21 protein-coding genes are annotated in these 24,641 nt (G+C 62.6%); 9 read left to right on the plus strand and 12 right to left on the minus strand.

The window, feature by feature from the left end:
- Positions 1-23: 23 nt before the first annotated feature.
- Both cobT and cobS read right to left on the minus strand, forming a co-directional pair.
- Positions 24-1,901: a cobaltochelatase subunit CobT gene (gene cobT / locus ACR0MM_RS09935; protein WP_170340929.1), complete on the minus strand. Its 1,878-nt coding sequence runs from the start codon at positions 1,899-1,901 to the stop codon at positions 24-26.
- A gap of 125 nt (positions 1,902-2,026) precedes the next feature.
- On the minus strand, positions 2,027-3,013 hold the full coding sequence (cobS, locus tag ACR0MM_RS09940; protein ID WP_093964859.1) for a cobaltochelatase subunit CobS: 987 nt from the start codon (positions 3,011-3,013) through the stop codon (positions 2,027-2,029).
- Between the two features lie 438 nt (positions 3,014-3,451).
- Between cobS and ACR0MM_RS09945 the strand changes: the two genes are divergently transcribed.
- Positions 3,452-4,462, plus strand: coding sequence for a Hint domain-containing protein (locus ACR0MM_RS09945; protein ID WP_480695895.1), 1,011 nt, complete (start codon positions 3,452-3,454; stop codon positions 4,460-4,462).
- Here the strand turns inward: ACR0MM_RS09945 and ACR0MM_RS09950 are convergent.
- A complete protein-coding gene (locus ACR0MM_RS09950) occupies positions 4,455-5,075 on the minus strand; it encodes a J domain-containing protein (RefSeq protein ID WP_093964862.1) in 621 nt (206 codons plus the stop codon). The genes ACR0MM_RS09945 and ACR0MM_RS09950 overlap by 8 nt on opposite strands.
- A gap of 107 nt (positions 5,076-5,182) precedes the next feature.
- Here ACR0MM_RS09950 and ACR0MM_RS09955 point away from each other — a divergent pair, with 107 nt between their 5' ends.
- Positions 5,183-5,437 carry a BolA family protein gene (locus tag ACR0MM_RS09955; RefSeq protein ID WP_170527942.1) on the plus strand — a complete coding sequence of 85 codons (255 nt, stop codon included), beginning with the start codon at positions 5,183-5,185 and terminating at the stop codon, positions 5,435-5,437.
- Positions 5,438-5,519: 82 nt separating this feature from the next.
- The gene (locus ACR0MM_RS09960) at positions 5,520-5,909 is read left to right on the plus strand and encodes a DUF805 domain-containing protein (protein ID WP_480695897.1); all 390 of its coding nucleotides are present in this window, start codon (positions 5,520-5,522) and stop codon (positions 5,907-5,909) included.
- Positions 5,910-5,921: 12 nt separating this feature from the next.
- Here the strand turns inward: ACR0MM_RS09960 and ACR0MM_RS09965 are convergent, their stop codons facing one another.
- The 6 genes from ACR0MM_RS09965 to pepN all read right to left on the minus strand — a co-directional run bounded on the left by ACR0MM_RS09965 (position 5,922) and on the right by pepN (position 13,862).
- Positions 5,922-6,389: a DUF4177 domain-containing protein gene (locus tag ACR0MM_RS09965; protein ID WP_480695899.1), complete on the minus strand. Its 468-nt coding sequence runs from the start codon at positions 6,387-6,389 to the stop codon at positions 5,922-5,924.
- 83 nt (positions 6,390-6,472) lie between these two features.
- Positions 6,473-7,729, minus strand: a complete 1,257-nt coding sequence (pepT, locus tag ACR0MM_RS09970; RefSeq protein ID WP_480695901.1) for a peptidase T — start codon at positions 7,727-7,729, stop codon at positions 6,473-6,475.
- A gap of 148 nt (positions 7,730-7,877) precedes the next feature.
- A complete protein-coding gene (gatB, locus tag ACR0MM_RS09975; RefSeq protein WP_480695903.1) occupies positions 7,878-9,389 on the minus strand; it encodes an Asp-tRNA(Asn)/Glu-tRNA(Gln) amidotransferase subunit GatB in 1,512 nt (503 codons plus the stop codon).
- 90 nt (positions 9,390-9,479) lie between these two features.
- Positions 9,480-10,727, minus strand: a complete 1,248-nt coding sequence (locus ACR0MM_RS09980) for a hypothetical protein (protein WP_170585778.1) — start codon at positions 10,725-10,727, stop codon at positions 9,480-9,482.
- Positions 10,728-10,869: 142 nt separating this feature from the next.
- Positions 10,870-11,313 (minus strand): hypothetical protein, encoded by a 444-nt coding sequence (locus ACR0MM_RS09985; RefSeq protein WP_480695905.1) that lies wholly within the window; start codon positions 11,311-11,313, stop codon positions 10,870-10,872.
- A complete protein-coding gene (gene pepN / locus ACR0MM_RS09990; protein ID WP_480695907.1) occupies positions 11,310-13,862 on the minus strand; it encodes an aminopeptidase N in 2,553 nt (850 codons plus the stop codon). Before pepN ends, ACR0MM_RS09985 begins: the two co-directional genes overlap by 4 nt.
- A gap of 215 nt (positions 13,863-14,077) precedes the next feature.
- Here pepN and ACR0MM_RS09995 point away from each other — a divergent pair, with 215 nt between their 5' ends.
- The 3 genes from ACR0MM_RS09995 (at position 14,078) to ACR0MM_RS10005 (ending at position 17,643) form a co-directional block, all read left to right on the plus strand.
- Positions 14,078-16,213 carry a malate synthase G gene (locus ACR0MM_RS09995; protein WP_480695909.1) on the plus strand — a complete coding sequence of 712 codons (2,136 nt, stop codon included), beginning with the start codon at positions 14,078-14,080 and terminating at the stop codon, positions 16,211-16,213.
- Positions 16,214-16,249: 36 nt separating this feature from the next.
- Positions 16,250-16,675 carry a GlcG/HbpS family heme-binding protein gene (locus ACR0MM_RS10000; protein WP_093964871.1) on the plus strand — a complete coding sequence of 142 codons (426 nt, stop codon included), beginning with the start codon at positions 16,250-16,252 and terminating at the stop codon, positions 16,673-16,675.
- Positions 16,676-16,863: 188 nt separating this feature from the next.
- The gene (locus tag ACR0MM_RS10005) at positions 16,864-17,643 is read left to right on the plus strand and encodes a gamma-glutamyl-gamma-aminobutyrate hydrolase family protein (protein WP_480695911.1); all 780 of its coding nucleotides are present in this window, start codon (positions 16,864-16,866) and stop codon (positions 17,641-17,643) included.
- A 63-nt stretch (positions 17,644-17,706) separates the two neighbouring features.
- On the opposite strand, the gene ACR0MM_RS10010 is transcribed toward ACR0MM_RS10005, so the two are convergent.
- Entirely contained in the window at positions 17,707-19,947 is a 2,241-nt protein-coding gene (locus tag ACR0MM_RS10010) for a xanthine dehydrogenase family protein molybdopterin-binding subunit (RefSeq protein ID WP_480695913.1), read from the minus strand.
- Positions 19,948-19,950: 3 nt separating this feature from the next.
- Positions 19,951-20,415 carry a (2Fe-2S)-binding protein gene (locus tag ACR0MM_RS10015; protein ID WP_170368158.1) on the minus strand — a complete coding sequence of 155 codons (465 nt, stop codon included), beginning with the start codon at positions 20,413-20,415 and terminating at the stop codon, positions 19,951-19,953.
- Between the two features lie 99 nt (positions 20,416-20,514).
- On the opposite strand from ACR0MM_RS10015, the gene ACR0MM_RS10020 reads away from it, so the two are divergent.
- Positions 20,515-21,093 carry a TetR/AcrR family transcriptional regulator gene (locus ACR0MM_RS10020; protein WP_222457476.1) on the plus strand — a complete coding sequence of 193 codons (579 nt, stop codon included), beginning with the start codon at positions 20,515-20,517 and terminating at the stop codon, positions 21,091-21,093.
- On the opposite strand, the gene kynU is transcribed toward ACR0MM_RS10020, so the two are convergent.
- The gene (kynU, locus tag ACR0MM_RS10025; protein ID WP_480695915.1) at positions 21,086-22,279 is read right to left on the minus strand and encodes a kynureninase; all 1,194 of its coding nucleotides are present in this window, start codon (positions 22,277-22,279) and stop codon (positions 21,086-21,088) included. The genes ACR0MM_RS10020 and kynU overlap by 8 nt on opposite strands.
- 198 nt (positions 22,280-22,477) lie before the next feature.
- On the opposite strand from kynU, the gene ACR0MM_RS10030 reads away from it, so the two are divergent.
- Both ACR0MM_RS10030 and ACR0MM_RS10035 read left to right on the plus strand, forming a co-directional pair.
- Positions 22,478-22,927, plus strand: a complete 450-nt coding sequence (locus tag ACR0MM_RS10030) for a methyltransferase family protein (RefSeq protein WP_093964875.1) — start codon at positions 22,478-22,480, stop codon at positions 22,925-22,927.
- 130 nt (positions 22,928-23,057) lie between these two features.
- Positions 23,058-24,629, plus strand: a complete 1,572-nt coding sequence (locus ACR0MM_RS10035; RefSeq protein WP_170340345.1) for a Re/Si-specific NAD(P)(+) transhydrogenase subunit alpha — start codon at positions 23,058-23,060, stop codon at positions 24,627-24,629.
- Positions 24,630-24,641: the final 12 nt, after the last annotated feature.

A 24,641-nucleotide genomic window follows, 5' to 3' on the forward strand; every position in this document is an offset into this window, starting at 1 on the left:
TCCCGCTGGAGGTAAGACCGGCCTCAGCCGGCCTTTTTCATTCCCATCACGCGGGCCCGCGCGCGCGGGTCGCTGTCGAACAGCGCGGCCAATTGCTCGGTCATAGCTCCTGCCAGCTGCTCGACATCGGTGATCGTGACCGCGCGATCATAATAGCGGGTGACGTCGTGGCCGATGCCGATGGCCAGCAACTCGACCATCTTGCGCTTTTCGACCATGGCGATGACATCGCGCAGATGCTTCTCAAGGTAGTTGGCGGGGTTCACGCTGAGTGTCGAATCATCGACCGGAGCGCCATCCGAGATCACCATCAGGATCTTGCGCTGTTCACGACGCGCCAGCATCCGACGGTGGGCCCATTCCAGCGCCTCGCCGTCAATGTTTTCCTTCAGCAGGCCTTCTTTCATCATCAGGCCAAGGTTGGGCCGTGCGCGGCGCCAAGGCGCGTCGGCGCCCTTGTAGACGATGTGGCGCAGGTCATTCAGGCGGCCGGGTTGCTGCGGTCTGCCGTCGTTGAGCCACGCCTCACGCGCTTGTCCACCCTTCCATGCCCGCGTCGTGAAGCCCAAGATCTCGACCTTCACGTTGCACCGTTCCAGCGTGCGGGCCAAAACATCGGCGCAGATCGCTGCAATGGAAATCGGCCGTCCACGCATCGAGCCAGAATTGTCCAGCAAGAGTGTCACCACGGTGTCGCGGAACTCGGTATCCTTCTCGACCTTGAAGCTGAGCGGTGTCGTGGGGTTGGCTACCACCCGCGCCAGCCGACCGGCATCCAGAATGCCCTCTTCGCGGTCAAACTCCCAGCTGCGGTTCTGCTGTGCCTGAAGGCGGCGCTGCAGCTTGTTGGCCAAGCGGCTGACGGCGCCCTTCAGCGGCTCGAGCTGCTGATCAAGATAGGCCCGCAGCCGTTCCAGTTCGGCGGGTTCGGCAAGGTCCTCGGCCGCAATCTCTTCGTCATGCGTGCTCAGGTAGACCATGTAGTCCGGATCGGCCTCGGATGCGGGCGGAGGGGCAGGCGGCTCCAAAGGCGCTTCGCCCTCGGGCATCTCGGCTTCTTCACCCATCTCGTCCTCGGCCATCTCGTCCATCGAGACCTGCGCTTGAGACTGATCCTGTTGCTCTTCCTGAGTTTGCTCGGGCGTCGCGTCGGCGTCCTGGTCGTCTTGGTCGTCCTGGCCGGTGCTGTCCGGATCGGGCTGTTCTTCGGCGTCTTCCTCGGCCTGATCTTCCTGATCTTCGTCCAGTTCGTCCGGGTCGTCACCCAACTGGTCGCCATAGCCCAGATCCTTGATCATCTGGCGGGCGAATTTGGCGAATTCGGCCTGATCCGAGAGCACCTCGTCGAGATTCTCCAACACCCCGCCGGCCTGTTCCTCGATGAATCCGCGCCACAGGTTCATGACGTTCTCGGCTGCAGCGGGCAGATCACGCCCGGTCGCCAGATGACGGATCAGATAACCCGCCGCCACCGCAAGCGGTGCCTCGGAGGGTTGCTTGCATTGGTCATAGCCGCGCCGCAACGCCTCGTGGCCGATCTTGACGTCAATGTTCGAAGCCGTGCCGGGCATGTCCCGGGCGCCCATCGCTTCGCACCGGGCGGTTTCCATCGCTTCATAGAGGTCGCGCGCCATATCTCCCGGAGGCGCATATCGTGCATGCGTCGCATCGTCATGGTAGCGACGGTTCAGCGCCAGGGCATCTGCGGTGCCCCGCGCCAAAAGAACCTCTTCACGTGTCATTCGGCGTGACACCTGCGGCAGGCGCATCGAGTCTCCGGACAGGCCCGACGGGTCGACGGAATAGCTTACCGACAACTCGGGATCATCGGCCATGACCTTGGTCGCCTCGGCCAGAGCCTTCTTGAACGGATCAGCAGGGTTGTCGTTCTTCTGCGCCATATCTATCAGCCCTCACTCACGCCCTTAGGCCCGACGCCCGGTTAAAGTGGCCGGACCCCGTCTTCATCTGGCCCCCGATGTCCCCGCCGGGGGCGTTGCGCCCGATCTGGGCGCAATCGATGCCATCAACCCAGGCTCACGCTGGCCGCGCTTTCCGGCAGTTCTTCGTCAAAACAACGCTGATAGAACTCGGCAACGGTCTGCCGTTCCAGCTCGTCGCATTTGTTCAGGAAAGACAGGCGGAAGGCGTAGCCCACGTCGCGGAAGATCTCGGCGTTCTGCGCCCAGTTGATAACGGTACGCGGGCTCATCACGGTCGACAGATCGCCGTTCATGAACGCCGTCCGTGTCAGGTCGGCAACGGTGACCATCTGGCTGACGGTCTTGCGGCCTTTTTCGGTGTTGTAATGCGGCGCTTTGGACAGAACGATCATGACCTCGGCGTCGTGGCTGAGGTAGTTCAACGTCGCCACCAGCGACCAGCGGTCCATTTGGGCCTGGTTGATCTGCTGGACGCCATGATACAGGCCGGTGGTGTCACCCAGGCCCACGGTGTTGGCGGTGGCGAACAGGCGGAAATAGGGGTTGGGCGTGATGATCTCGTTCTGGTCCAGCAAGGTGAGCTTGCCGTCATGCTCCAGAACCCGCTGGATCACGAACATCACATCGGCACGGCCGGCGTCGTATTCATCGAACACGATGGCCACAGGGTTGCGCAGCGCCCACGGCAGAATGCCCTCGTGGAACTCGGTCACCTGTTTGCCGTCGCGCAGCTTGATTGCATCCTTGCCGATCAGGTCGATCCGGCTGATGTGGCTGTCCAGATTGACGCGCACGGCAGGCCAGTTCAATCGCGCAGCAACCTGCTCGATATGGGTCGATTTGCCGGTGCCGTGATAGCCCTGGATCATCACCCGGCGGTTGTGGGTGAACCCGGCCAGAATTGCCAGCGTGGTTTCGGGATCAAACTTGTAGGTAGGGTCGATTGCCGGCACGCGGTCGCTGCTTTCGGCGAACCCTTTGACGGACATATTGCTGTCGATCCCGAACACGTCACGGACCGAGATCTCTTCGGTGGGTTTTGCGTTGATATCGGTCGATCCGTCAGCCATTCGCCTTGTCCTTATCCTTTGGCCCGTTTTGCCGGGTTTGAACCAGTGTGTGGTGCAACATATTGCAGGCAAGGGCAAGGGAAAGCCGTTCGCGCCGTCACGTAGTCCGGTGTTTCTTTGAAACTGGCTCTATACACGGGCGGTCGGCTGCGGATGGGCGGGATAACCGGAAGTCCGCACCATGCGGTTCCCAGATCATCCAAGTGTGCACCGGCGTAGTTGGGGTCGGACCCAAGAAACAAACACCCGCCGGCAATTCGGATTGGTCGGGATTTCGTTGTGGGGCAACACGCAAATCCGCCTAATCGGGCTGACACTAGGCAAAATAAATTCAAACAATATAATGCCTTCAGTTCTTGGTTTGAGCGGGACGCGCGCTGTCATGAAATTCGCCGCCGGTGTGGCGGTGCACCAGGGCGCAATCCGTCGGGTGTTTGCATGGTTTCGACCCCAATTGATCCGTTTGACGCGGTCCTTCTGACCATATCAGGGGACACATCCGGCACGGTGACGGGCGAGCCCCCCTTGCCGGCGACTGGCGAGTTGGACGGAACAATTGGTGTCCCAGGCCCTGGATGGACGCCATTTGCCACTTTCTGGGAGATTTCGACGCCGCCGCAGTTCGGAACGGCGTCGATCACGCTGGTCAGCGGGCAATGGACCTATGAGGTGGACCCCGCCTACTACAACAGCCTCGATCCCGGCACGTATACCGACACCTTTGTCGTTCGCGGCGTTGGCACCGCGTTCAACCCGGGTGGGGAACTGCGCGGTGGCGAGGCGTTTCAGACCATCACCATCGAGATCGAGGTCGTCTGCTTTGCCTTGGGTACACTGATTGAAACCCCATCCGGGCCAGTGCCGGTGGATCGGCTGGAACCCGGAGATCTGGTTCTGACCATGGATCGGGGGGCGCAGCCGGTTCGATGGGCGGAATCCGCGCGTATTTCAGCGGATCAACTGGACCAGAGCCAGCATCTCTGCCCGATCGAAATCGCGCCGGGGGCGCTTGGGCCGAACCGACCATCCAGACCACTTCGGGTATCTCCACAGCATCGTATGTTGCTGGACGGCCCGCTTGTGGAATTGTTGTTCGGCGAGTCCGAGGCCTTGGTTGCGGCTTGCCACCTGGTCGGCCTGCCCGGAATTCGCTGGGTCCGTCCGAGTGATGGCGTGACCTATGTGCATGTCCTGTTGGACCGTCACGAAATTCTGTTCGCAGAAGGTGCCCCCGCCGAAAGCCTGTTTCTGGGAGAAGAGGCGCTGACGACGCTCAGTTCGGACGGGTTGCAGGAGTTGGCCGACATTTTCGGGGACCAACTGAACGCTCTGGTCGATGGGTTCCCGAACCTCGCGCGCCGGGCGCTCAAACGGTTCGAGGCGCAGGTCTTCCTGTCCGAATACGTCCAGGCAACGGACCGGTCCGCCGCGACGGCCGAACTTATTTGAAGTTCCTGCTGTCCTTGATTTGATCCCAGGCCCAGACGACTTCCTGCAGTTGTTCTTCCTGGCTGCGGTCGCCGCCGTTCATGTCCGGGTGCAGCACCTTGATCAGCTTTTTGTAGGCTTTGCGAACCTCGGCCTTGGTCCAAGTGTCCTTGGCTTCGAGGATTTCGATCGCACGACGCTCAGTGGGCGGCAGGCGACGGCCTGTTGCGGCCCGACCGGGGTTCTTGGTCGCGTTTTCGCCCAGAACCTGATGCGGATCTTCGATGCCAAGCCGGGCCCAGGCCCGCGCCTCGGGGTCGCCCATCGGCTTGGTTTCGCGTTCCCACACTTTGTCTTTCGACCGTTGGGCGTTCAGCTCGGCCTCGGTGGTGCCGTCGAAGAAGTTCCACTTCTGGTTATATTCGCGCACGTGCTGCTGGCAGAACCAGAAAAAGTCGTCCAGCACATCCGGTGCCTTGGGCGCGCGGAACTTGCCGGCTTCCTGGCATCCTTCGTGGTCACAGACCCGGGTCGAGGTCTCGGACGCGCCCGACATGCCCCGACGCCCGCGCGGATTTTTCTTCTTGGCGCTGGACACCGACATGTCGAATCCGAAGGGATCTGATTTCACCATATGCTCATCCTCATGAACGCGTCTTTTCGACTCGGAGGCAGCAGTTTAATCTAAGTGATCGAAAGTAGAAGAGGGGCGCGGCAAAATAATTGCCGCTGAGCATAAAAATGACCGTGACCGACGAAATCCGCCAGCGACTGCAAGCCGAGTTCAACCCGCGTGAGCTGGAAGTCGTGGACGACAGTGAAAGCCATCGCGGCCACGCAGGGTTTCAGGAAGGCGGCGAAAGCCACTTCAACGTCCGAATCCGCGCTGCCGCGTTTCAGGGGCAGTCCCGCGTTGCGCGTCACAGGGCCGTTCACAAGGCCCTGGGCGACATCGTTCCGCGCATCCACGCCCTGGCTTTGGACATCGGTGACTGAAGCCTTTCGCCCGACGTTGTCGATTATTGTCGGCTTTTTTCCATAATCTGCTATGTTTCCCGTGATTTGCGCGGAGGAAACTATGGAACAGATGAGCCACGCCGTTCGTACGGTGCTGTCAAAATACGCAACCTTTCAGGGGCGCGCGCCGCGCTCCGAGTTCTGGTGGTGGGTGTTGGCGATCTTTTTGGTGCTGGTTGTCACACAATTGATCGACGGTGCGGTGGTGGCACCTTTGCTTGGCTTCGATGCCTTCGCTTCGGAAGCCGGTCAACCGCTGTCGTGGCTAGTATCGTTGGGCGTGATCGTGCCGAACATCGCGGTGGGTGTGCGCCGTCTGCATGACACCGGGCGCTCCGGTTGGTGGATCCTGATCGGTTTGATTCCGCTGATCGGCACGCTGATCCTTTTGTATTTCTACATTCAACCCAGCGAGCAGGCCGAAAACGCCTATGGTGCCGCGCCAGCCTGACGAGGCCTTGGCCTAGCTGTCGGGCTTTTCTTTTTCGTCCTCGGCATCCGCTTTGGGGGCATCTTCTGACTTGGCCGGCTTCAGCGTCAACGGCGGGTCGTCATGATCCTGCGCGATGCGGGCCGGAGCCTCGACTTGACCGGCCGCAGCCGCATCGTCCGGGCCAGGAACCGGCCGTGCCAGAGGAGTGTCATCCTCTTCTGGCGGGGTCAGGAGTGCGGCGACGTCGTCGTTTGCGACTTCGGTTTCGACCGCACGGCGAAACACCAGAACATTGCGCCAGTTTTCCGCGGTTCCGGTCAGGCCGACCCGCTCCTCGCTGGGCAGCAGCTCTGCGCGCTGGTACTCCCAGCCTTTCGCACCCAACTCGTTCAGCAAATGCTCGATGGTGACGGCAAACCGGCCCTCGGGTGTTTTGACCCCTTTGGCTTTGGTGCCTTTTTTGGGGGCCGGGACGACCTTGTATTCGTAACGCTGCATCAATGGTTCCTGAACTGGTGTTGGCGGGCAATGTATCGTTCCGTCCGGGACGGGGAACAGAAAACTTCGCGCCCCGGCGAATTTCAGCCTCGACTGTTGCTTTCCCCCTGCGTCGCCTTTGAGGCGATTTTCAGGCACAGCTCGGTCGCCACCGCCATGTCCTGGACCGAGATCCACTCCAGCGGCCCGTGGATGCATTGCATTCCGGTAAAGATGTTGGGGCAGGGGGTGCCGAACTCGGTCAGGCGCGACCCGTCGGTGCCGCCGCGGATCGGAACCGAGACCGGCTCGATCCCCATGTCACGGCAGGCCTCGCACGCCAGATCCACCGGTGTCATGTCCTTTTCCAGCCAATAGCGCATGTTGCGGTACTGGTGGCTGATCTCGACGCTGATCCTGGCGCGCGGTTCGCTGGCCTGTACTGCATCGCAGACCTTGCGCACCAGTTCGCCCTTGGCTTCCAGCCCGTCCATCTCGAAGTCACGCAGGATCAGCTTGATCTCCATCTCGGACGAGCCGCCGTTCAGATCGGTCACATGAATGAACCCGTCGCGCCCGTCCGTGACTTCGGGGGTCATGGTGGCCTGCGGCAGCGTCTGTACGATCTTGGCCGCCAGGTGGGTCGCGTTCACCATCTTGTCCTTGGCCAGGCCCGGGTGAATCGAAACGCCCTCGATCCGGATCACCGCCCGGTCGGCCGAGAAGCTCTCGTATTCGATCTCGCCCAGTTGCTGACCATCCAGCGTATAGGCGAAGTCGGCACCCAGATCCTTGGGAAGCGCCTCGGTCACGCCGCGGCCGATTTCCTCGTCGGGGGTAAAGGCGATGCGGATCGGTCCGTGCGCGGCTGTCCGATCGGCCAGCAGGTGCCGGGCCATCGTCATGATGATCGACACGCCCGCCTTGTCGTCAGCGCCCAGCAGCGTGGCGCCCGAGGCGGTGATCAGGTCGTCACCGACCTTGCTGGCCAGATAAGGATGCTCGGCCGGGGACAGTACCAGTGACGGATCGTCGGGAAAGGTGATGTCGCCGCCATTGTAGCCCTTGATGACCCGCGGCTTGACCCCGGTCGCGTTGAACTGCGGTGCGGTGTCCACATGGGCCAGAAAGCCGATGGTCGGCCCCGGCGCGGTGCCTGGAATGGTGGCCAGAACGACGCCATAGTCCGTCATGGTCACATCCTGCGCGCCCATTTCGGTCAGCTCCTGCCGCAGCAGGTTCAGCATGTCGTACTGGATTTCCGTGCTGGGGGTGGTGGGCGAGTTTTCGTCGCTCTGGCTGTCGATGGCCGCATAGCGGACCAGCCGGTCCTCCAGCTCCTGGTCAAATCTGTTCTGCATGGCACCTCACCTCTCTGGCCAAGACAAAGGCCGCAACCCGCGGCCCGAGTCAAGCGCCGCCCCGGTCCCGGAAAGCGTCAAGAACTCCGGGTAAAGCTTTGTACAAACCGGACAAACCCAGCTGCCCGGCCTGTTCAAACCGAAAGTCTTATTGGGCCAGCTTCTGCGCAACCAACTGGTTGACCGCCTTGGGGTTGGCCTTGCCGCCGGTGGCCTTCATCACCTGTCCGACGAACCAGCCGGCCAGCTTCGGGTTCACCTTGGCCTTCTCGACCTGGGCCGGGTTGGCCGCGATGATCTCGTCCAGCGCGGCCTCGATGGCGCCGGTGTCGGTCACCTGCTTCATGCCGCGCTCTTCGACGATCTGCGCCGGGTCGCCGCCTTCGGTATAGACGATCTCGAACAGCTCCTTGGCGATCTTGCCCGAGATGGCGTCCGAGGCGATCAGGTCGATGATCCCGCCAAGCTGTGCAGGCGAAACCGGCGAGTCGGTGATGTCGCGGTCGTCTTTCTTCAGGCGGCCGAACAGCTCGTTGATGACCCAGTTCGCGGCCAGCTTGCCGTTGCGGCCCTTGGCGACCTCTTCGAAGTACACGGCCGATTCAACCTCGGCGGTCAGCACCGAGGCGTCATAGTCGGTCAGGCCGAAATCGTTTATGAAACGGGCCTTTTTCTCGTCCGGCAGCTCGTGCAGCTTGGCGGCGATGTCATCGACCCAGGCCTGCTCGATCTCAAGCGGCAGCAGGTCGGGGTCGGGGAAATAGCGATAGTCATGCGCCTCTTCCTTGGACCGCATCGAGCGCGTCTCGCCCTTGTCGGGGTCATACAGGCGGGTTTCCTGCTCGACCTTGCCGCCGGCCTCGACGATGGCGATCTGGCGGCGCGCCTCGACCTCGATGGCCTGCTGGATGAAGCGCATCGAGTTCATGTTCTTGATCTCGCAACGCGTGCCTAGATGCGAAAAGTCCTGCGTTTCCATGTATTTCTCATAGTCGCCCGGACGGCAGATCGATACGTTTACGTCGGCCCGCAGGTTGCCGTTCTGCATGTTGCCGTCGCAGGTGCCCAGATAACGCATGATCTGGCGCAGCTTGGCGATATAGGCGGCGGCCTCTTCCGGGCCGCGGATGTCGGGGCGGCTGACGATCTCCATCAGGCAGACGCCGGTGCGGTTCAGGTCGACGAAGGACATGTTCGGATCCATGTCGTGGATCGATTTGCCTGCGTCCTGTTCCATGTGGATACGCTCGATGCGCACCATGCGCGCGGTGCCGTCGCCCAGTTCCACCAGAACTTCGCCTTCGCCTACGATCGGGTGGTAAAGCTGGGAAATCTGATAGCCCTGCGGCAGGTCGGGATAGAAATAGTTCTTGCGGTCAAAGGCCGATTTCAGGTTGATCTGCGCCTTCAGGCCAAGGCCCGTGCGCACCGCCTGTTCCACGCAGAATTCGTTGATCACCGGCAGCATGCCCGGCATGGCCGCATCCACGAAAGACACGTTCGAATTCGGCTCGGCCCCGAATTTGGTCGAGGCCCCCGAGAACAGCTTGGCATTGGACGAGACCTGCGCGTGCACCTCCATCCCGATCACCAGTTCCCAATCGTGCTTGGCACCGGCGATGGTCTTGGGTTTGGGCAGTTCATAGGTCAAGTCGAGCATGGCGCGCCTCATTTCCGCAGAAGTTCAGGCATGGGTATTATGCCCGGCAAGGCCTAGGGGCAAGGGGCAAAGGGCGCCGAGACGCAATTCTCAGTGGCTGGTCAGTTGCAGACCTGAAGGCGTGAAGGTCACGTCGGTCCCGTTGCGCAGTTCCTCGCGGAACAGATCACCGATGGCGCGCAAGGCGTCACGTTGTCCACGTGCCGCGAACCGCTCGGGTGAGTTGACGCGGACCGAATTGTTGAACCCGTTGGCCGCGTGGGCCCAGATGAGCGGATGCAGTTCGGTCAAATGATCGCGGATCAGCCATTGAGCGGCCTCCCGGATTTGGGACCGGACCAGATCGGCCTTGTCGTCCAGACCGAACCCATTCTGCACCGTGATCGCGCAATACGAGGCCAGCAGATTGATCGTTTGCTGGTCCGGCATCCGTTGCACGATGTCGCGCAGACCTTCTAGAAAATACTCGACGTCCAGCCGCGCGCAGGCTTGTTCATCCAATGCAATTGCGTCGAACTGAACCCAGGTGTATCCGCCGGCACCCCACGTGTCGCGCGTGTTCGCGGCATTGCGCAGGGCCTGCACCTCAAGCTCTTCATAGCTGCCGAACCATCGCGGCAGCAGGTGGCTGCCCATCGCGCGCATGTGTCGATGGTTTCGCGGATCCAGCGAAATAAGGCGTTCGTACTGATCCGCCACCCGGGCCCGCTGGGTGCGCTGACCAGCCAGCAGGGCACAGTCGGCGGCGGCGACCACAGGGCTGTCCGGCAGCGCCTTGCGGCACTCGGGCAGGATGGCTGCAGCCCGGTCAAAATGTGCAGCACAGCGTGAACGATGCAGCGGCGGTAGCGCCGCGTCCAGAGCCGTGCCACGCCACGCCCATGCCAGATCGATGTGGGCCAGAGCGACGATGAGAGCAATCATCGGATCATCGGGATGATCCTGTTTCACACCCTCAAGCTCGGAAATACCGCCAAGCAGGTCGTACTCGGCGATCGCACCGCCGTCGGACAGCGCGTGTTCGGCGGCCAGGACAACATCCGATCGCGCGCCAAATGCCAGAAGATCGGCGATGGGCAGCCCGTCCGGGGCTGTTGTCCGCGCTTGGTCCGCGGCCCGGATCTCGGCTGACAGTTCGGCCCAACGATCCTGCCGAGCAAGATGGCGCCCGCGTTCGATCATGTCCCGCCCGATCAGGTCAGCCGCACCCAGTTCCGCAACGGGAATATTGAGACGCCCGACATCTTCCAGACAGCGGGAACCCGCGTCCGAAACCGGAGCCACGTGACTTGATATGGGATTGATACGGGCAAGACCTGCCCAGAACGACCGGAACATCGAAAACACTCGAAACTGTACAAACTTGTTAACTAACGATGAATTCTGAACCGGAATTGTGACCAGTTCAAGGATTCTAACATTAAACTTTCTGCTTCAATGGATCAGACAGGATCAATCGACGCGGATTCCGTGAATCGTTTCAGAATACCGTGAAATGGTGTCGGTCAACCCGAAATCCAGCCTGTTGCAGCGCCTGTTCCAGCTGTTTGTGCGGCGGCAGGGCTTCGTCGGGCAGGCGCAGGCGTTTGCCGTTGGTCAGGATGATCGACACGCGCACCGAGAAGTCCCAGCGCGTGTCGAAGCGGAAGAAGTCGATCTCGGTCACGTCGATCTCGCCCTGCCGATCGCCCGAATGCCAGCGCAGTTTTACCGGGTCCAGGTTCAGCCCGGCGTCGGTGTCGCGCAGCACGTCCCACAGCGCGGGCAGGGTGCCCAGCGCCAGCAACCCGATCAGCCACCAGGCCGCGTCGAAAACCAACACCAGCGCCAGCAGCCCCGCATATACAGCCGCCAGAATGACGATGCTGCGGGGCGACCGGTTGTGGCGGGTAAAGCGGAACCCGGAGCCCTCGGGCGCCGTCATGCCCCGAGGATGCGCGAGACCATCTCGGTCGTGTCGCGCGACAGGTTCGGGGTTTCGGCGATGCGGGTCAGCTGCGCGCGGATCAGCTCCTGACGGTCGGCGTCATAGCGTTTCCAGGTCTGGAAGGCGGTGCACATGCGCGCGGTGGTCTGCGGGTTGACCGGGTCCAGCCGGATCAGCCAGTCGGCCAGCAAGGCGTAGGACGCGCCGCCGGCATGGTGGAACCCGGCGTGGTTCATCGCCAGCCCACCCATCAGCGCACGGAACCGGTTGGGGTTCTTCCAGTTGAAATCGGGATGCTCGGACAAGGTGCGGGCGATCCGCGGCGCATCATCCGGTGCGGCAAGCGAGGCCTGAAGCCCAAACCATTTGTCCAGAACCAGCCGGTCGTCGTGCCACTGGTCGTAGAATGCCGCCAGTTCCGACTGACCTTTGCCGGCACGCAGCAGGCAGGACAGAGCGCTGAGCTGCAGGGTCATGTTGTCGGCTTTGGCATAGACCTCGGCCGCCATGGCGCCGCCGTCCAGCCGGGTGGTCAGCGCCAGCGCGGCGCTGCCCAGGGTGCGCTTGCCCGCCTGTTCGGCATCGGGCGAATAAGGGCCGTCGACCAGCGCCTCGGAGTGCAGGCGGGGCAGCAGGTCCTGCATGTGCTGGGCAGTGGCCTGGCGCAGGGTCTCGACCGCACGCCAGATCGCCATCGGGTCGGGCGTTTCGCCCTGTTCGTGCAGCGCGGCGGCCAGTTCCGACTGGGTCGGCAGGCCCAGCATCAGCGCGCGATAGGCCGGGTCCAGATCGGCGTCGCGCAGAACAGCCAGCAGGCCATCCAGATATTCCGCATCGGGGGGCGCGTCCTGGGTGATCATGCGCAGCAAACTGTCTTGCGCCAGCGTCCGCCCGGCCTCCCACCGGTTGAACGGATCCGTGTCATGGGCCAGCAAAAATGCGCGTTCGGCGTTCGGGCGGTCGTGTTCAAGGATCACCGGCGCCGAGAACCCCCGCAGGATCGAGGCGACGGGCCGCGCGGCCAGCCCTTCGAAGGTGAAGCTCTGGCGCGCTTCGGTCAGTTCTAGCACCTCGGTGCCGCGCACCTCGTCGCCATTGGGGCCCAGCAGACCCACGGCCACGGGGATCACCTGCGGCAGCTTTTCGGGTTGGCCGGGCGTGGGTGGGGTGCTCTGGGACAGGGTCAGGGTATAGGTGCCGTCGGCCCAATCCTCCTCGACCTTCACCCGGGGCGTGCCGGACTGGCTGTACCAGCGCTTGAACTGGGTCAGGTCGCGGCCGGTCGTGTCCCCGAACACTTTCAGCCAGTCTTCGATCGTGCAGGCCTGCCCGTCATGGCGTTCGAAATACAGGTCCAGCGCCTTGGAATAGGCCTCGTCCCCTACCAGCGTTTTCAGCATGCCGATCACCTCGGCGCCTTTTTCATAGACGGTCGCGGTGTAGAAGTTGTTGATCTCTTGAAAGCTTTCGGGGCGCACGGGGTGCGACAGCGGCCCGTTGTCCTCGGGGAACTGGCGCGCGCGCAGGTCGATCACGTCATGGATGCGCTTGACCGGGGCCGAGCGCATGTCCGAGGTGAACTGCGCATCGCGGAACACGGTCAGCCCCTCTTTCAGGCACAGCTGGAACCAGTCGCGGCAGGTGATGCGGTTGCCGGTCCAGTTGTGGAAATACTCATGCGCAATGATCGCCTCGATCCGTTCGAAATTGGCGTCGGTCGAGGTTTCAGGGCTGGCCAGCACCGCCGACGAGTTGAAGATGTTCAGTCCCTTGTTCTCCATCGCGCCCATGTTGAAGTCATCCACGGCGACGATGTTGAACACGTCCAGATCGTATTCGCGGCCATAGACATTCTCGTCCCATTTCATCGACCGCTTCAGGGCCTCCATGCCGAAGGCGCATTTGCCCTCGTCCCCGGGGCGGACCCACAGGTTCAGATCCACCTGGCGGCCCGATCTGGTGGTGAAACTGTCGGAATGGGCAAGCAGGTCGCCGGCGACCAGAGCGAATAGATAGGCGGGCTTGGGCCAGGGGTCGGTCCATTCGGCCCAGCCTTCGCCCTTGCCCGTCGGGTTGCCGTTCGACAGCAGCACCGGCAGGTCGCCGTTGATGCGCACGGTGAAGGTCGACATAACGTCGGGCCGATCGGGATAGAAAGTGATCTTGCGGAACCCCTCGGCCTCGCACTGGGTGCAGTACATGCCGTTGGACATGTAGAGCCCTTCGAGCGCGGTGTTGTTGCCGGGGTCGATCTCGACCTCGGCCTCCCAGACGAAGGGGGCATTGGGGACGCTGGCGGTCAGGCCTTTGTCGGTGACGTCAGGAGTGATCGGGGTGCCGTCGATGCTGGCGCGGATCAGCTTCAGCTCTTCACCGTGCAAAAAGAACGTGCGGTCGGTGGCCTGCGGATTGGGCCGGAACACGATGCGCGATGTCACGCGCGTTGCGTGCGGGGCCAGATCGAAGGTCAGGTGAACGCTGTCGACCAGAAAACCGAAGGGCGAATAGTCGGACAGGTAGATCGTGGTGGGGGCGGCGTCGCGCATCTGGGGCCTCGTGTCGGTGTGTTTTCGCGCGACGTTAGGAGGATCGCCGTGGCGCTGCAAGCAGGCGGGTCGGGGCGGCATTACCTTGCACGGTTTGAAGCTGTTTCAGGCGGAATTGAAAGGCGGATTGATGCAGCGGCAAGTTGCCTATCGGAAACAATGCCCCTAATTGATGACTGCATACAACGGCACACGATGGGCAGGAGATTCGAGTCATGAACGGCAGAGCTATCCGGAGCGGATTGGACGTAGATCAGGTTCTGATTGATTTCATCGAGGAACGCGCGCTTCCCGGAACGGGCGTTGAGCCCGATGCATTCTGGGCCGGTCTTTCGCGGATGGTGTCCGAGTTTGGCCCGAAAAACCGCGCCTTGCTGCAAAAGCGTTCGGATATCCAGGGCAGTGTCGACGCGTGGCACCTTGCGCGCAAAGGGCAACCCATCGACATGGCCGAGTATCAGGCGTTCCTGCGCGAGATCGGCTATCTGCTGGATGAAGGCCCCGATTTCCAGATCGACACGGCGAATGTCGACCCCGAGATCGCCGCGACGCCCGGCCCGCAACTGGTGGTGCCGATCACCAATGCGCGTTTTGCCCTGAACGCGGCCAATGCCCGCTGGGGCAGCCTGTATGACGCGCTCTATGGCACCGATGCGATGGGCGACCTGCCGCAGGGGGGCGGCTATGACGCTGCCCGCGGTGCGCGGGTGATCGCCTGGGCCAAGGCGTTACTGGACGAGGCCGCGCCGCTGGCCCAAGGCAGCTGGGCCGATGTGTCCGGTCTGAAGGTCGAAGGCGGCGCATTGGTGCCGGCGCTGGCCAAACCCGGTAAATTCGTGGGCTTCGGCGGTGCGGCCGAGGCCCCGGACTTCGTGCTGCTGAAGAACAACGGCCTGCACATCCAGATCATGATCGACCCGTCCAGCACCATCGGCGCCTCGGACCCGGCGGGTATTTCCGACGTGCGCCTGGAATCGGCCCTGTCCACCATCATGGACTGCGAAGATTCGGTGGCCTGTGTCGATGCCGAGGATAAGGTCGTGGCCTATGGCAACTGGCTGGGCCTGATGAAGGGTGACCTGACCGAAGAGGTCACGAAGGGCGGCCGGACATTTACCCGCAAACTGTCCGAGGACATCGCCTTTACCCGGCCCGATGGATCGACCGGCAGCCTCAAGGGTCGGTCGCTGATGCTGGTGCGCAATGTGGGCCACTTGATGACCAACCCCGCCGTGCTGGACGCCGACGGCAACGAGATCGGTGAGGGGCTGATGGATGCGCTGTGCACCACGCTGATCGCGATGCACGACCTGCAGCGCGATGGCGGCAACTCGGTCCACGGTTCGGTCTTCGTGGTCAAGCCCAAGATGCACGGACCCGAAGAGGTGGCGTTCTCGGTCAAAATCTTCGACACGGTCGAGGATATTTTGGGCCTGCCGCGAAACACCGTGAAACTGGGCATCATGGATGAAGAGCGCCGGACTTCGGTAAACCTCAAGGAATGCATCCGCGCCGCGAAATCGCGCGTGGCCTTCATCAATACCGGCTTCCTCGACCGGACGGGGGATGAAATCCATACCTCGATGGAGGCCGGGCCGATGCTGCCCAAGGGCGACATGAAGAATACGCCGTGGATCCAGTCCTACGAGGATCGCAATGTCGATATCGGGCTGGCCTGCGGTCTGAAGGGGCGGGCGCAGATCGGCAAGGGCATGTGGGCCATGCCCGACCGGATGGCCGACATGCTCGAGGCCAAGATCGGCCACCCCATGGCCGGCGCGACCTGCGCCTGGGTGCCGTCGCCCACCGCGGCGACCCTGCACGCGACTCATTATCACAAGGTGGACGTTCTGGCCCGTCAGGACGAGATCGCCGCCGGAGGCCCGCGCGGCACGCTGGATGATCTGCTGACCATCCCGCTGCTGGGCGGCCGCAACTTCAGCAACGATGAAATCACCCGTGAGATCGAGAACAACGCGCAGGGCATCCTGGGCTATGTCGTGCGCTGGGTCGATCAGGGCGTCGGCTGCTCGAAGGTGCCCGACATAAACGACGTGGGTCTGATGGAGGATCGCGCCACCTGCAGGATTTCAAGCCAGGCGCTGGCCAACTGGCTGCATCATGACGTGATCGGCGCCGATCAGGTTATGGCCGCAATGAAGAAGATGGCCGCCGTGGTTGACCGGCAAAACGCAGGCGACCCGGCCTACCGGCCCATGGCGCCGGGGTTCGACGGCATCGCCTTCCAGGCCGCCTGCGATCTGGTGTTCAAGGGGCGTGTGCAGCCCTCGGGCTATACCGAGCCGGTCCTGCATGCGCGGCGGCTGGAACTGAAGGCCCGTCAGGGCTAGAACCGGGGCAGACCACCGCAGACAGAGGAAAATATCATGTCGGTTTCACTCAGAAAGGCCCGCACCATCATACGCAAAACCCTTGAGAAAGGGCGCGAGATGGACCTGAAACCCCTGTCGGTGGTGGTTCTGGACGCCGGTGGTCATGTCATCGCCTTCGAGCGTGAGGACGGCGCGGCCCCCGGCCGGTTCGCGATTGCCCATGGCAAGGCCTATGGATCGGTCATGCTGGGCATGGCAGGCACCGCCCAGATGCAGCGGGCCGAGGCGCAGGCCTATTTCATGGCTGCGGTGAATGGGGTCTATGGCGGGCAGGTCGTTCCGGTTCCGGGCGGCGTGCTGCTGCGCGACCGCAAGGGCGCTGTGATCGGGGCCGTCGGGGTCACCGGCGACACCTCGGACAACGACGCCGCAGCCGCCATGGCCGGGATTGAGGCCGCCGGGCTGACTGGCGAGACCTGATCTGCACAAGCGCCGCCCCGCCGCGGCCGTAACTTGCGGGAAATCGGTCCAGTAATCTGCGGAAATCGGGAACAACATGTGCGTATCTGAACACGTCCTTGCGCCATGGTGCAGGGCGTGTTTTCTTGCACGTTACTGAAGGGGCGGATAATTTCCGACCAGTTCAAGTAAAACAGCAAGGTAGCACAATGTCCCGACCCGTCGTTGGCATCATCGGCAATTCGTATCTGATGAACGACCAGTACCCCACCCATGCCGGGGGGACGATGAATTCGGACGCGGTTGCGAATGTCTCGAACTGTCTGCCGCTGCTGATCCCGGCCGACCCGCGCTATGTCGACGTGGCGGAACTGCTTGAGGTTTGCGACGGGTTTCTGCTGACCGGCGGCCGCCCCAACGTTCACCCCGAGGAATACGGCGAGTCGGCAACTGACGCACATGGCGAATTCGACCGGGCGCGCGATGCGATCACCCTGCCGCTGGTACGGGGCTGCGTCGAGCGCGGCCAGCCCTTTCTGGGCATCTGCCGGGGCTTCCAAGAGGTCAACGTGGCCATGGGCGGCACTCTGTACCCGGAAATCCGCGATCTGCCCGGCCGGATGAACCACCGCATGCCGCCCGATGGCACGCTGGAAGAGAAATTCGCCCTGCGCCACGTGGTCAATCTGACCGAGGGCGGGGTATTCCACCGACTGTTCGGCGCCAGCGAGGTGATGACCAATACGCTGCATGGGCAGGGTATCAAGACGGTGGGCAAGAGCGTGGTGATCGACGGCCACGCGCCGGATGGTACACCCGAGGCGATCTATATCCAGGATGCGCCCGGTTTTACCTTGTCGGTTCAGTGGCACCCGGAATGGGATGCGGCGAATGACCCGGTGTCGCGGCCCCTGTTTCAGGCTTTTGGCGACGCGGTGCGGGCTTGGTCGGCAGGCGCCATGCCGACGCCGGTGCGGCAATCGGCCTAAAAGTCAGCTTTCAGATTTCTTCAAAAGACCGGCGCGACAATCACCGCGCCGGTCTTTTTTGTTTCACACCAGCAGGTTGAACTGTTTGTTGAGCGGCAGGGTCCGCGCGCGTTGGCCGGTCAGGTCAAACAGCGCGTTGCCCAGCGCCGGCATCGAGGGCGGCGTGCCGGGTTCACCCGCGCCACCCATGAAGCGGTTGGTTTCCAGCACCTGAACCTCGACCTGCGGTGCGGTGTGCATGCGCAGCGCGTCATAGTCGGGGAAGTTGTACTGTTCGACCTCGCCATCGGCGAAGGTGATCTCGCCGTAACAAGCCGCCGACAGGCCATACATCATGCCGCCGAACATCTGCGCCTTGACGTTTTCGGGGTCAAGGGCCAGCCCAATGTCACAGGCGATCCAGGCCTTGCTGATGCGGATGGTGCCGTCTTCGTCGACCACCTCGATCACCTGCGCGACCGGGGTGCCGAAGCTGTAGGTGAAGGCCACGCCGCGGCCCACGCCATCGGGGGTCTTGCCCGTCCAGCCGGACATGTCGCGCACCGCCTCGAGGCACCCGGCCGAGGGCGCATGTTCGTCGCGCATCAATTCCAGCCGGAACTCCAGCGGGTCGCGTCCGGCGGCATGGGCCATCTCGTCGATGAAGGTCTCGTGGAAGAAGCCGTTGTGGCTGTTTCCGACCGAGCGCCAGAAACCGACCGGGATCTTCAGTTCGGCGATGTGGCCGCTCATGCGATAGTTCGGCACCGCGTAGGGCTGATTGAAGAACCCTTCGACCAGCACCTTGTCCGGGCCGGCGCCGGGCATGCCGGTATAGCGCTCGACGGCTTGCTGCGTGCAGGACTGCGCGGCAACTGCACCATCGATGAGCACTGCCTTACCATCCTGAACCGCACCGCGCATCCGCGCCATCGCACCCGGGCGGTAGTAGTCGTGGCGCATATCCTCTTCGCGGCTCCAGGTCGTCTGGACCGGAGTGCCGGGCATGGCCATTGCCACCTTGGTGGCTATGTCGCCGAAATCCAGCTCTCCGCGGCGACCAAACCCGCCGCCCAGATAGGTGGTGTGGATTTGGACGGCTTCGGTGTCCAGACCCGCGGTGTTGGCAACGCGGAACTGAATCAGCGTGGGGGCCTGGTTGCCGCACCACAGTTCCAACGCGTCGCCGGTGAACAGCGCGGTGGCATTCATCGGTTCCATCGTGGCGTGGGCCAGGTAGGGGACCGTGTATTCGGCCTCGATCACTGTCGCGCCTTCGGGAACGGTGCTGACATCGCCATCATCGCGCATGGTCGAGTTCGGGTCCGCGTCGAAGGCCTTGGCGATCTCGGCAAAGATGGCGTCAGTTTCGGGCGGATAGGGGGCCTCGCCCCAATCGACGTCGATGGCCTCGACCGCCTGGTTGGCAAGCCAGGTGTTGGTGGCGATAACCGCAACACCGTTGCCCAGATCGACGACCTTTTCGACACCCGGCATTGCCTTGGCGGCGTTGTCATCGAAACCGTTCATCTGACCGCCCAGCCTAGGGTTCATCCGAACGCTTGCGAATTTCATGCCGGGCAGGCGCACGTCAACGCCGAACTGGGCGGTGCCGGTGGCCTTTTCCACCATGTCCAGACGCGGCAGGGTCCGGCCCAGATAACGCCACTCGGACGGGTCGCGCAGTTCTGCTTCGATTGGCTTCATCTGCGCCACTTCGGCAGCCAGTTCGGTATAGGCGATCTTGCTGTCATCAGGCGCGATGACATGGCCCGAAGCGGTCTTCAACTGAGCCCGATCCACCCCCAGTCGGTCGGCGGCGGCCTGTTTCAGCGTCTCGCGGGCGGAGGCACCAGCCGCGCGCATTCGCTCGAACCCGTCCTTCATCGAGGTCGAGCCGCCGGTGACCTGCAGGCTGAGCGCCTTGCCGATCACGCCCAGGGCCTCGCCCAGATTGTGCTGGAAGTTCGAGACGTCATAGCCCTTGTTGGGCAGGCTCTCGCCGATTAGGGCCGAGTTGTAATAGGCCGCCGCCGCTGGTCCGTGCAGAACGGTGACCTGATCCAGATCCACGTCCAGTTCCTCGGCAATCAGGGCGGCCCATGTGGTTTTGACGCCCTGGCCCATCTCGGCGCGGGGCGCAAACAGGGTCACGCCGTTCTGGTCGATCAGGATGAAGGGGTTCAGGGCCGCTTCGCCGTCGCCTGGTTTCAGCGGGTTCTTGGCGGGGCGGTTGACGAAATAGACGCCGAAAGCCACGCCACCGACGATGGCGGCTGATCCGATCAAGAAGGTGCGGCGCAGGATTTTTCCGATGCTGGCCATGGATCAGGCCTCCTTCAGCTTGGCGGCGGCGTCGTGGATCGCGGCGCGGATGCGGGGGTAGGTGCCGCAGCGGCACAGGTTGCCCTGCATCGCCTCGTCGATTTCTTCGTCAGAGGGGGCAGGGTTTTCGGCCAGCAGCGCGGCGGCCTGCATGATCTGCCCCGACTGGCAATAGCCGCATTGCGCGACCTGATGGTCGACCCAGGCCTGCTGGATCGTGGCCAAGTTGTCGGGCGTCCCCAACCCTTCGATCGTGGTGACCTCGCCCCAGACATCGGACAGGGCAACCTGGCACGAACGGACGGCCTCGCCATCGATATGCACCGTGCAGGCTCCGCAGGCGGCCACCCCACAGCCGAACTTGGTTCCGGTCAGGCCCACCTCGTCGCGCAGCACCCACAGAAGGGGGACATCGTCGGGCAGATCGACCTGATGTGGCTTTCCGTTGATCGTCAGCGTGGTCGCCATGGCGCACCTCTTTTGGCTGTGGCTGGTTTCTGACATAATTGATGAAAAATGTCATTGCGTCAATTGACAATTTCGCGCGAAACTGTCAGAGGTCAATTCATGGCGGAAAAACTGGATGATACACGGGCAAAGGCGATCCTGACTTCGGCGTTTCAGGCCTTTTCCGCCTATGGGTTCCGCAAGACCTCGATGGATGACATAGCGCGCGGCGCGGGCATGTCCCGTCCAGCGGTCTATCTGCATTACAAGAACAAAGATGCCATCGTTCGCAGCCTGACACAGGCGCATTACGCCGAAAAGATCGCGACGGTGGCACATGCGCTGCAGGGCGACGGAGCGGTGTCCGAGATCCTGGCGCGGGCGATTGATGCGCAGATCGCCGGGATGGCGGCCATACTGGCCTCGCCGCATGGGCTGGAGATGCTGGATACCAGCAAGTCCACCGCTGCCGACATCGTGGCCGAGGGCGAGGCGGCGCTGGCGGATCTCTACGCTGAATGGCTAAAGCGCGAACTGGCGGCCGGTCGCGTGCGCCTGCCGGACGGACCGGCCGAGACCGCGCGGACCATCACCGCCGCGCTGAAGGGGATCAAGATGACCGCCTCGAACGCCGAGGAGTTCGAGCAGCGCATTGCCCAGTTGTCCGCGCTGATCGGCGCGGGGCTTGAGGTCAGGTAACCCGCTGCCGGACCTTGAATTCCGGTCTGTCCCACAAACGGTTCTGCATGATGTCAGTCAGGATCTCGACGGCGCGCGACACGTCGCATTCGTCGATATACAGCGGCGTGAAGCCGAACCGCATGATGTCGGGCGCGCGGAAATCCCCGATCACGCCGCGGGCGATCAAGGCCTGCATCGCCGCGTACCCGTCGGCAAACCGGAACGAGACTTGGCTGCCACGCATCGCGGGGTCGCGGGGGCTGGCCAGTTCCAGATCGGGGCAGGTGGCCTCGACCTGCTGGATGAACTGTTCGGTCAGGGCGATGGACTTGGCGCGCACGTCATCCATGTCGGCCATGTCCCAGATATCCATCGCCGCGGCCAGCGCGGTCATCTGGATCACCGGGGGCGTGCCGACGCGCATGCGCTCGATGCCTGCGCCGGGGCGATAGTCCAGGTCGAAGGCAAACGGCGCCTCGTGCCCCAGCCAGCCTGACAGGGCCGGGCGCGCGGTGTCGGCCCATTTCGGCGCGACATAGATGAAGGCCGGGGCGCCCGGACCACCGTTGAGGTATTTATAGGTGCACCCGACCGCGAAATCGGCGTTGCAGCCGGCCAGGTCCACCGGGATGGCCCCGGCAGAGTGGGCCAGATCCCACACCGTGATGACGCCGCGCGCATGGGCCAGCTCGGTCAGCGCCTTCATGTCGTGCCTGCGGCCGGTGCGATAGTCGACTTCGGTCAGCATCAGCACGGCGACTTCATCGGTAATGTGCTCGGCCACGGTCTCGGGGTCCACGACCCGAAGCTCGTACTCCTCGCCCAGCGAGCGCAGCAGCCCGTCAGCCATGTAGAGATCGGAAGGGAAGTTGCCATTGTCCGACAGGACCACCTTGCGCCCCGGGTTCAGCTCCAACGCCGAGGCAACCGCCTGAAAGACCTTGATCGACAGCGTGTCGCCCACCACGATCGTGCCGGGGGCGGCGCCGATCAAGCGGCCGATCCGATCGCCCAGGTCGGTCGGCATGCCCATCCATCCGGCCTTGTTCCACCCCGTGATCAGCATCTGGCCCCATTCCTCGGTCAGCATCTTCTGTACCTTTGCGGCCGCCGCCTTGGGCAAAGGGCCCAGCGAGTTGCCGTCCAGATACAGAACTCCTTCCGGCAGGTGGAACATGGCTTTGGTGGCGGCGAAGTCGGTCATGATAAATCCCGGTGTTTTCTTGTGTCCGACCCGGGGTATCGGATCGGTGCCGGGCTGTCCACGCCCGCCTGTTTGTGGCCCGGGTGCACAATATTCGACCGCAAGGCCAAGATGCTTTGCCATCGGGGTCTGAAAGCGGTAGGACTTGGCCCGGAAGCGACATGTGCCGGTGCATGTCGTCGTTCAAAAGGGATGCTCATGCGCCGTATCGACGTACCGCCACTGTGGCTTTTGGGCTTCGCGGTGTTGGCCTGGTTGCAGGGCCGTTATCTGTCGCTCGGCCTGTCGCTGGAAGGCGGGTTGACCGACCTGCTAAGCGGGTTGCTGATTGGTGGGGGTATCCTGCTGGCGGTTCTGGCCATCGTAGAATTCCGCCGTCACCGTACGACGGTCATTCCGCATGAAACACCCACCGCAATGGTGCAGTCGGGCATCTACAAACGCAGCCGCAATCCGATCTATCTGGGCGATGTCCTGATCCTTGCCGGGTTGATCCTGCGCTTCGATGCCGTGTTGTCGCTGGTGTTGGTTCCTGTGTTCGTCTGGGTATTGGAACGGCGGTTCATCCTGCCCGAAGAGGACCGCCTGCGCCGCACCTTCCGTGCGGATTTCGCGCGTTACGAACGCAAAACCCGTCGGTGGATCTGAAATGCGCCGACCCGTGACACAACGTAATGAATGCTGCGCTTGCGAAATAATGTTGCGCAGGATAGATCTTTGCTTAACAAACAATACCGACCACCCGCTCGGTCAGAGTGAAAATTAGGGGGACTTGCCGGTGAAAATAGGCACGCCAAAGGAAATACTGAAAGGCGAGAACCGGGTCGCGATGACTCCGGAGTCAGCCGTGCAGCTGCAGAAATTGGGCTATGAATGCGCCATCGAGAAGGGGGCTGGTGCTGCCGCCGGTTTCTCAGACGAGGCTTACGAGGCCGTCGGGGTCGAAATCGTCAAGACAGCTGCCTCTTTGTGGAAATCGTCGGACATCATCGCCAAGGTGCGCGTGCCCACCGAGACCGAAATGAAGCGTCTGACCAAGGGCAAGACGCTGATCTCGTTCTTCAACCCGGCAGGGAACGAAGAAGGGATGGAATTGGCGAAAGCCAAGGGCGCCAATGTCATCGCGATGGAAATGGTGCCCCGCATCAGCCGCGCGCAGAAGATGGACGCTTTGTCTTCGATGGCCAACATCGCCGGGTATCGTGCAGTGATCGAGGCGGGCAACAATTTTGGCCGCTTCTTCACCGGCCAGGTGACGGCCGCGGGCAAGGTACCGCCGGCCAAGGTTCTGATCGTCGGTGCCGGCGTGGCAGGTCTGGCCGCCATCGGGACGTCGACGTCGCTTGGCGCGATCACCTATGCGTTCGATGTGCGCCCAGAGGTCGCTGAACAGGTCGAGTCGATGGGCGCCGAATTCGTCTATCTGGACTTTGAAGAGGAACAGCAGGATGGCTCGGCCACCGGTGGGTATGCTTCGGTTCAGTCCGAGGAGTTCCGCAATGCGCAGCTGGCCAAGTTCCGCGAGCTTGCGCCCGAGATGGACATCGTCATCACTACGGCCCTGATCCCCAACCGCCCGGCCCCCAAGCTGTGGCTTGAGGATATGGTCAAGGCCATGAAGCCCGGATCGGTCATTGTGGACCTTGCGGCCGAGCGTGGAGGCAATGTCGAAGGCACCGTGCCGGATGAAAAGGTCGTGACCGACAATGGCGTGACAATCATCGGCTATACTGACTTCCCCAGCCGGATGGCGGCTCAGTCCTCGTCGCTGTATGCGACCAACATCCGTCACATGATGACTGACCTGACCCCGGACAAGGACGGTCAGATCAATCACAACATGGAAGATGACGTGATCCGTGGCGCGACCGTCACCTACGAAGGTGAGATCACCTTCCCACCGCCACCGCCCAAGGTGCAGGCCATCGCCGCCAAACCCAAAGCCGAGGTCAAGGAACTGACGCCCGAAGAAAAGCGCGCGCAAGAGATCGCTGCCTTCAAGGCGCAGACCAAGCAACAGGTCACCCTGCTGGGCGTGGGCGGTGCGCTGATGCTGCTGGTGGGGCTGGTGGCTCCTGCCAGCTTCATGCAGCATTTCATCGTCTTCGTGCTGGCCGTCTTCGTGGGCTTCCAGGTGATCTGGAACGTCAGCCACAGTCTGCACACACCGTTGATGGCGATCACCAACGCGATTTCCTCGATCATCATCGTGGGCGCGTTGATGCAAATCGGGTCGGGGTCTTTCCTCGTCATTCTGCTGGCGGCGCTGTCGATCTTCATGGCCGGGATCAACATCTTCGGCGGTTTCCTCGTAACCCGGCGCATGCTCGCCATGTTCCAGAAATCTTAAGGAGGCCGGGCA

The organism is Ruegeria sp. BC6 (genome assembly GCF_056539185.1).

Excerpts from the sequence above, each read along its gene's own strand:
- cobT (WP_170340929.1), bottom strand. The coding sequence starts at position 1,901 with ATGGCGCAGAAGAACGACAACCCTGCTGATCCGTTCAAGAAGGCTCTG.
- cobS (WP_093964859.1), bottom strand. The coding sequence starts at position 3,013 with ATGGCTGACGGATCGACCGATATCAACGCAAAACCCACCGAAGAGATC.
- ACR0MM_RS09945 (WP_480695895.1), top strand. The coding sequence starts at position 3,452 with ATGGTTTCGACCCCAATTGATCCGTTTGACGCGGTCCTTCTGACCATA.
- ACR0MM_RS09950 (WP_093964862.1), bottom strand. The coding sequence starts at position 5,075 with ATGGTGAAATCAGATCCCTTCGGATTCGACATGTCGGTGTCCAGCGCC.
- ACR0MM_RS09955 (WP_170527942.1), top strand. The coding sequence starts at position 5,183 with ATGACCGTGACCGACGAAATCCGCCAGCGACTGCAAGCCGAGTTCAAC.
- ACR0MM_RS09960 (WP_480695897.1), top strand. The coding sequence starts at position 5,520 with ATGGAACAGATGAGCCACGCCGTTCGTACGGTGCTGTCAAAATACGCA.
- ACR0MM_RS09965 (WP_480695899.1), bottom strand. The coding sequence starts at position 6,389 with ATGCAGCGTTACGAATACAAGGTCGTCCCGGCCCCCAAAAAAGGCACC.
- pepT (WP_480695901.1), bottom strand. The coding sequence starts at position 7,729 with ATGCAGAACAGATTTGACCAGGAGCTGGAGGACCGGCTGGTCCGCTAT.
- gatB (WP_480695903.1), bottom strand. The coding sequence starts at position 9,389 with ATGCTCGACTTGACCTATGAACTGCCCAAACCCAAGACCATCGCCGGT.
- ACR0MM_RS09980 (WP_170585778.1), bottom strand. The coding sequence starts at position 10,727 with ATGTTCCGGTCGTTCTGGGCAGGTCTTGCCCGTATCAATCCCATATCA.
- ACR0MM_RS09985 (WP_480695905.1), bottom strand. The coding sequence starts at position 11,313 with ATGACGGCGCCCGAGGGCTCCGGGTTCCGCTTTACCCGCCACAACCGG.
- pepN (WP_480695907.1), bottom strand. The coding sequence starts at position 13,862 with ATGCGCGACGCCGCCCCCACCACGATCTACCTGTCCGACTATTCGCCC.
- ACR0MM_RS09995 (WP_480695909.1), top strand. The coding sequence starts at position 14,078 with ATGAACGGCAGAGCTATCCGGAGCGGATTGGACGTAGATCAGGTTCTG.
- ACR0MM_RS10000 (WP_093964871.1), top strand. The coding sequence starts at position 16,250 with ATGTCGGTTTCACTCAGAAAGGCCCGCACCATCATACGCAAAACCCTT.
- ACR0MM_RS10005 (WP_480695911.1), top strand. The coding sequence starts at position 16,864 with ATGTCCCGACCCGTCGTTGGCATCATCGGCAATTCGTATCTGATGAAC.
- ACR0MM_RS10010 (WP_480695913.1), bottom strand. The coding sequence starts at position 19,947 with ATGGCCAGCATCGGAAAAATCCTGCGCCGCACCTTCTTGATCGGATCA.
- ACR0MM_RS10015 (WP_170368158.1), bottom strand. The coding sequence starts at position 20,415 with ATGGCGACCACGCTGACGATCAACGGAAAGCCACATCAGGTCGATCTG.
- ACR0MM_RS10020 (WP_222457476.1), top strand. The coding sequence starts at position 20,515 with ATGGCGGAAAAACTGGATGATACACGGGCAAAGGCGATCCTGACTTCG.
- kynU (WP_480695915.1), bottom strand. The coding sequence starts at position 22,279 with ATGACCGACTTCGCCGCCACCAAAGCCATGTTCCACCTGCCGGAAGGA.
- ACR0MM_RS10030 (WP_093964875.1), top strand. The coding sequence starts at position 22,478 with ATGCGCCGTATCGACGTACCGCCACTGTGGCTTTTGGGCTTCGCGGTG.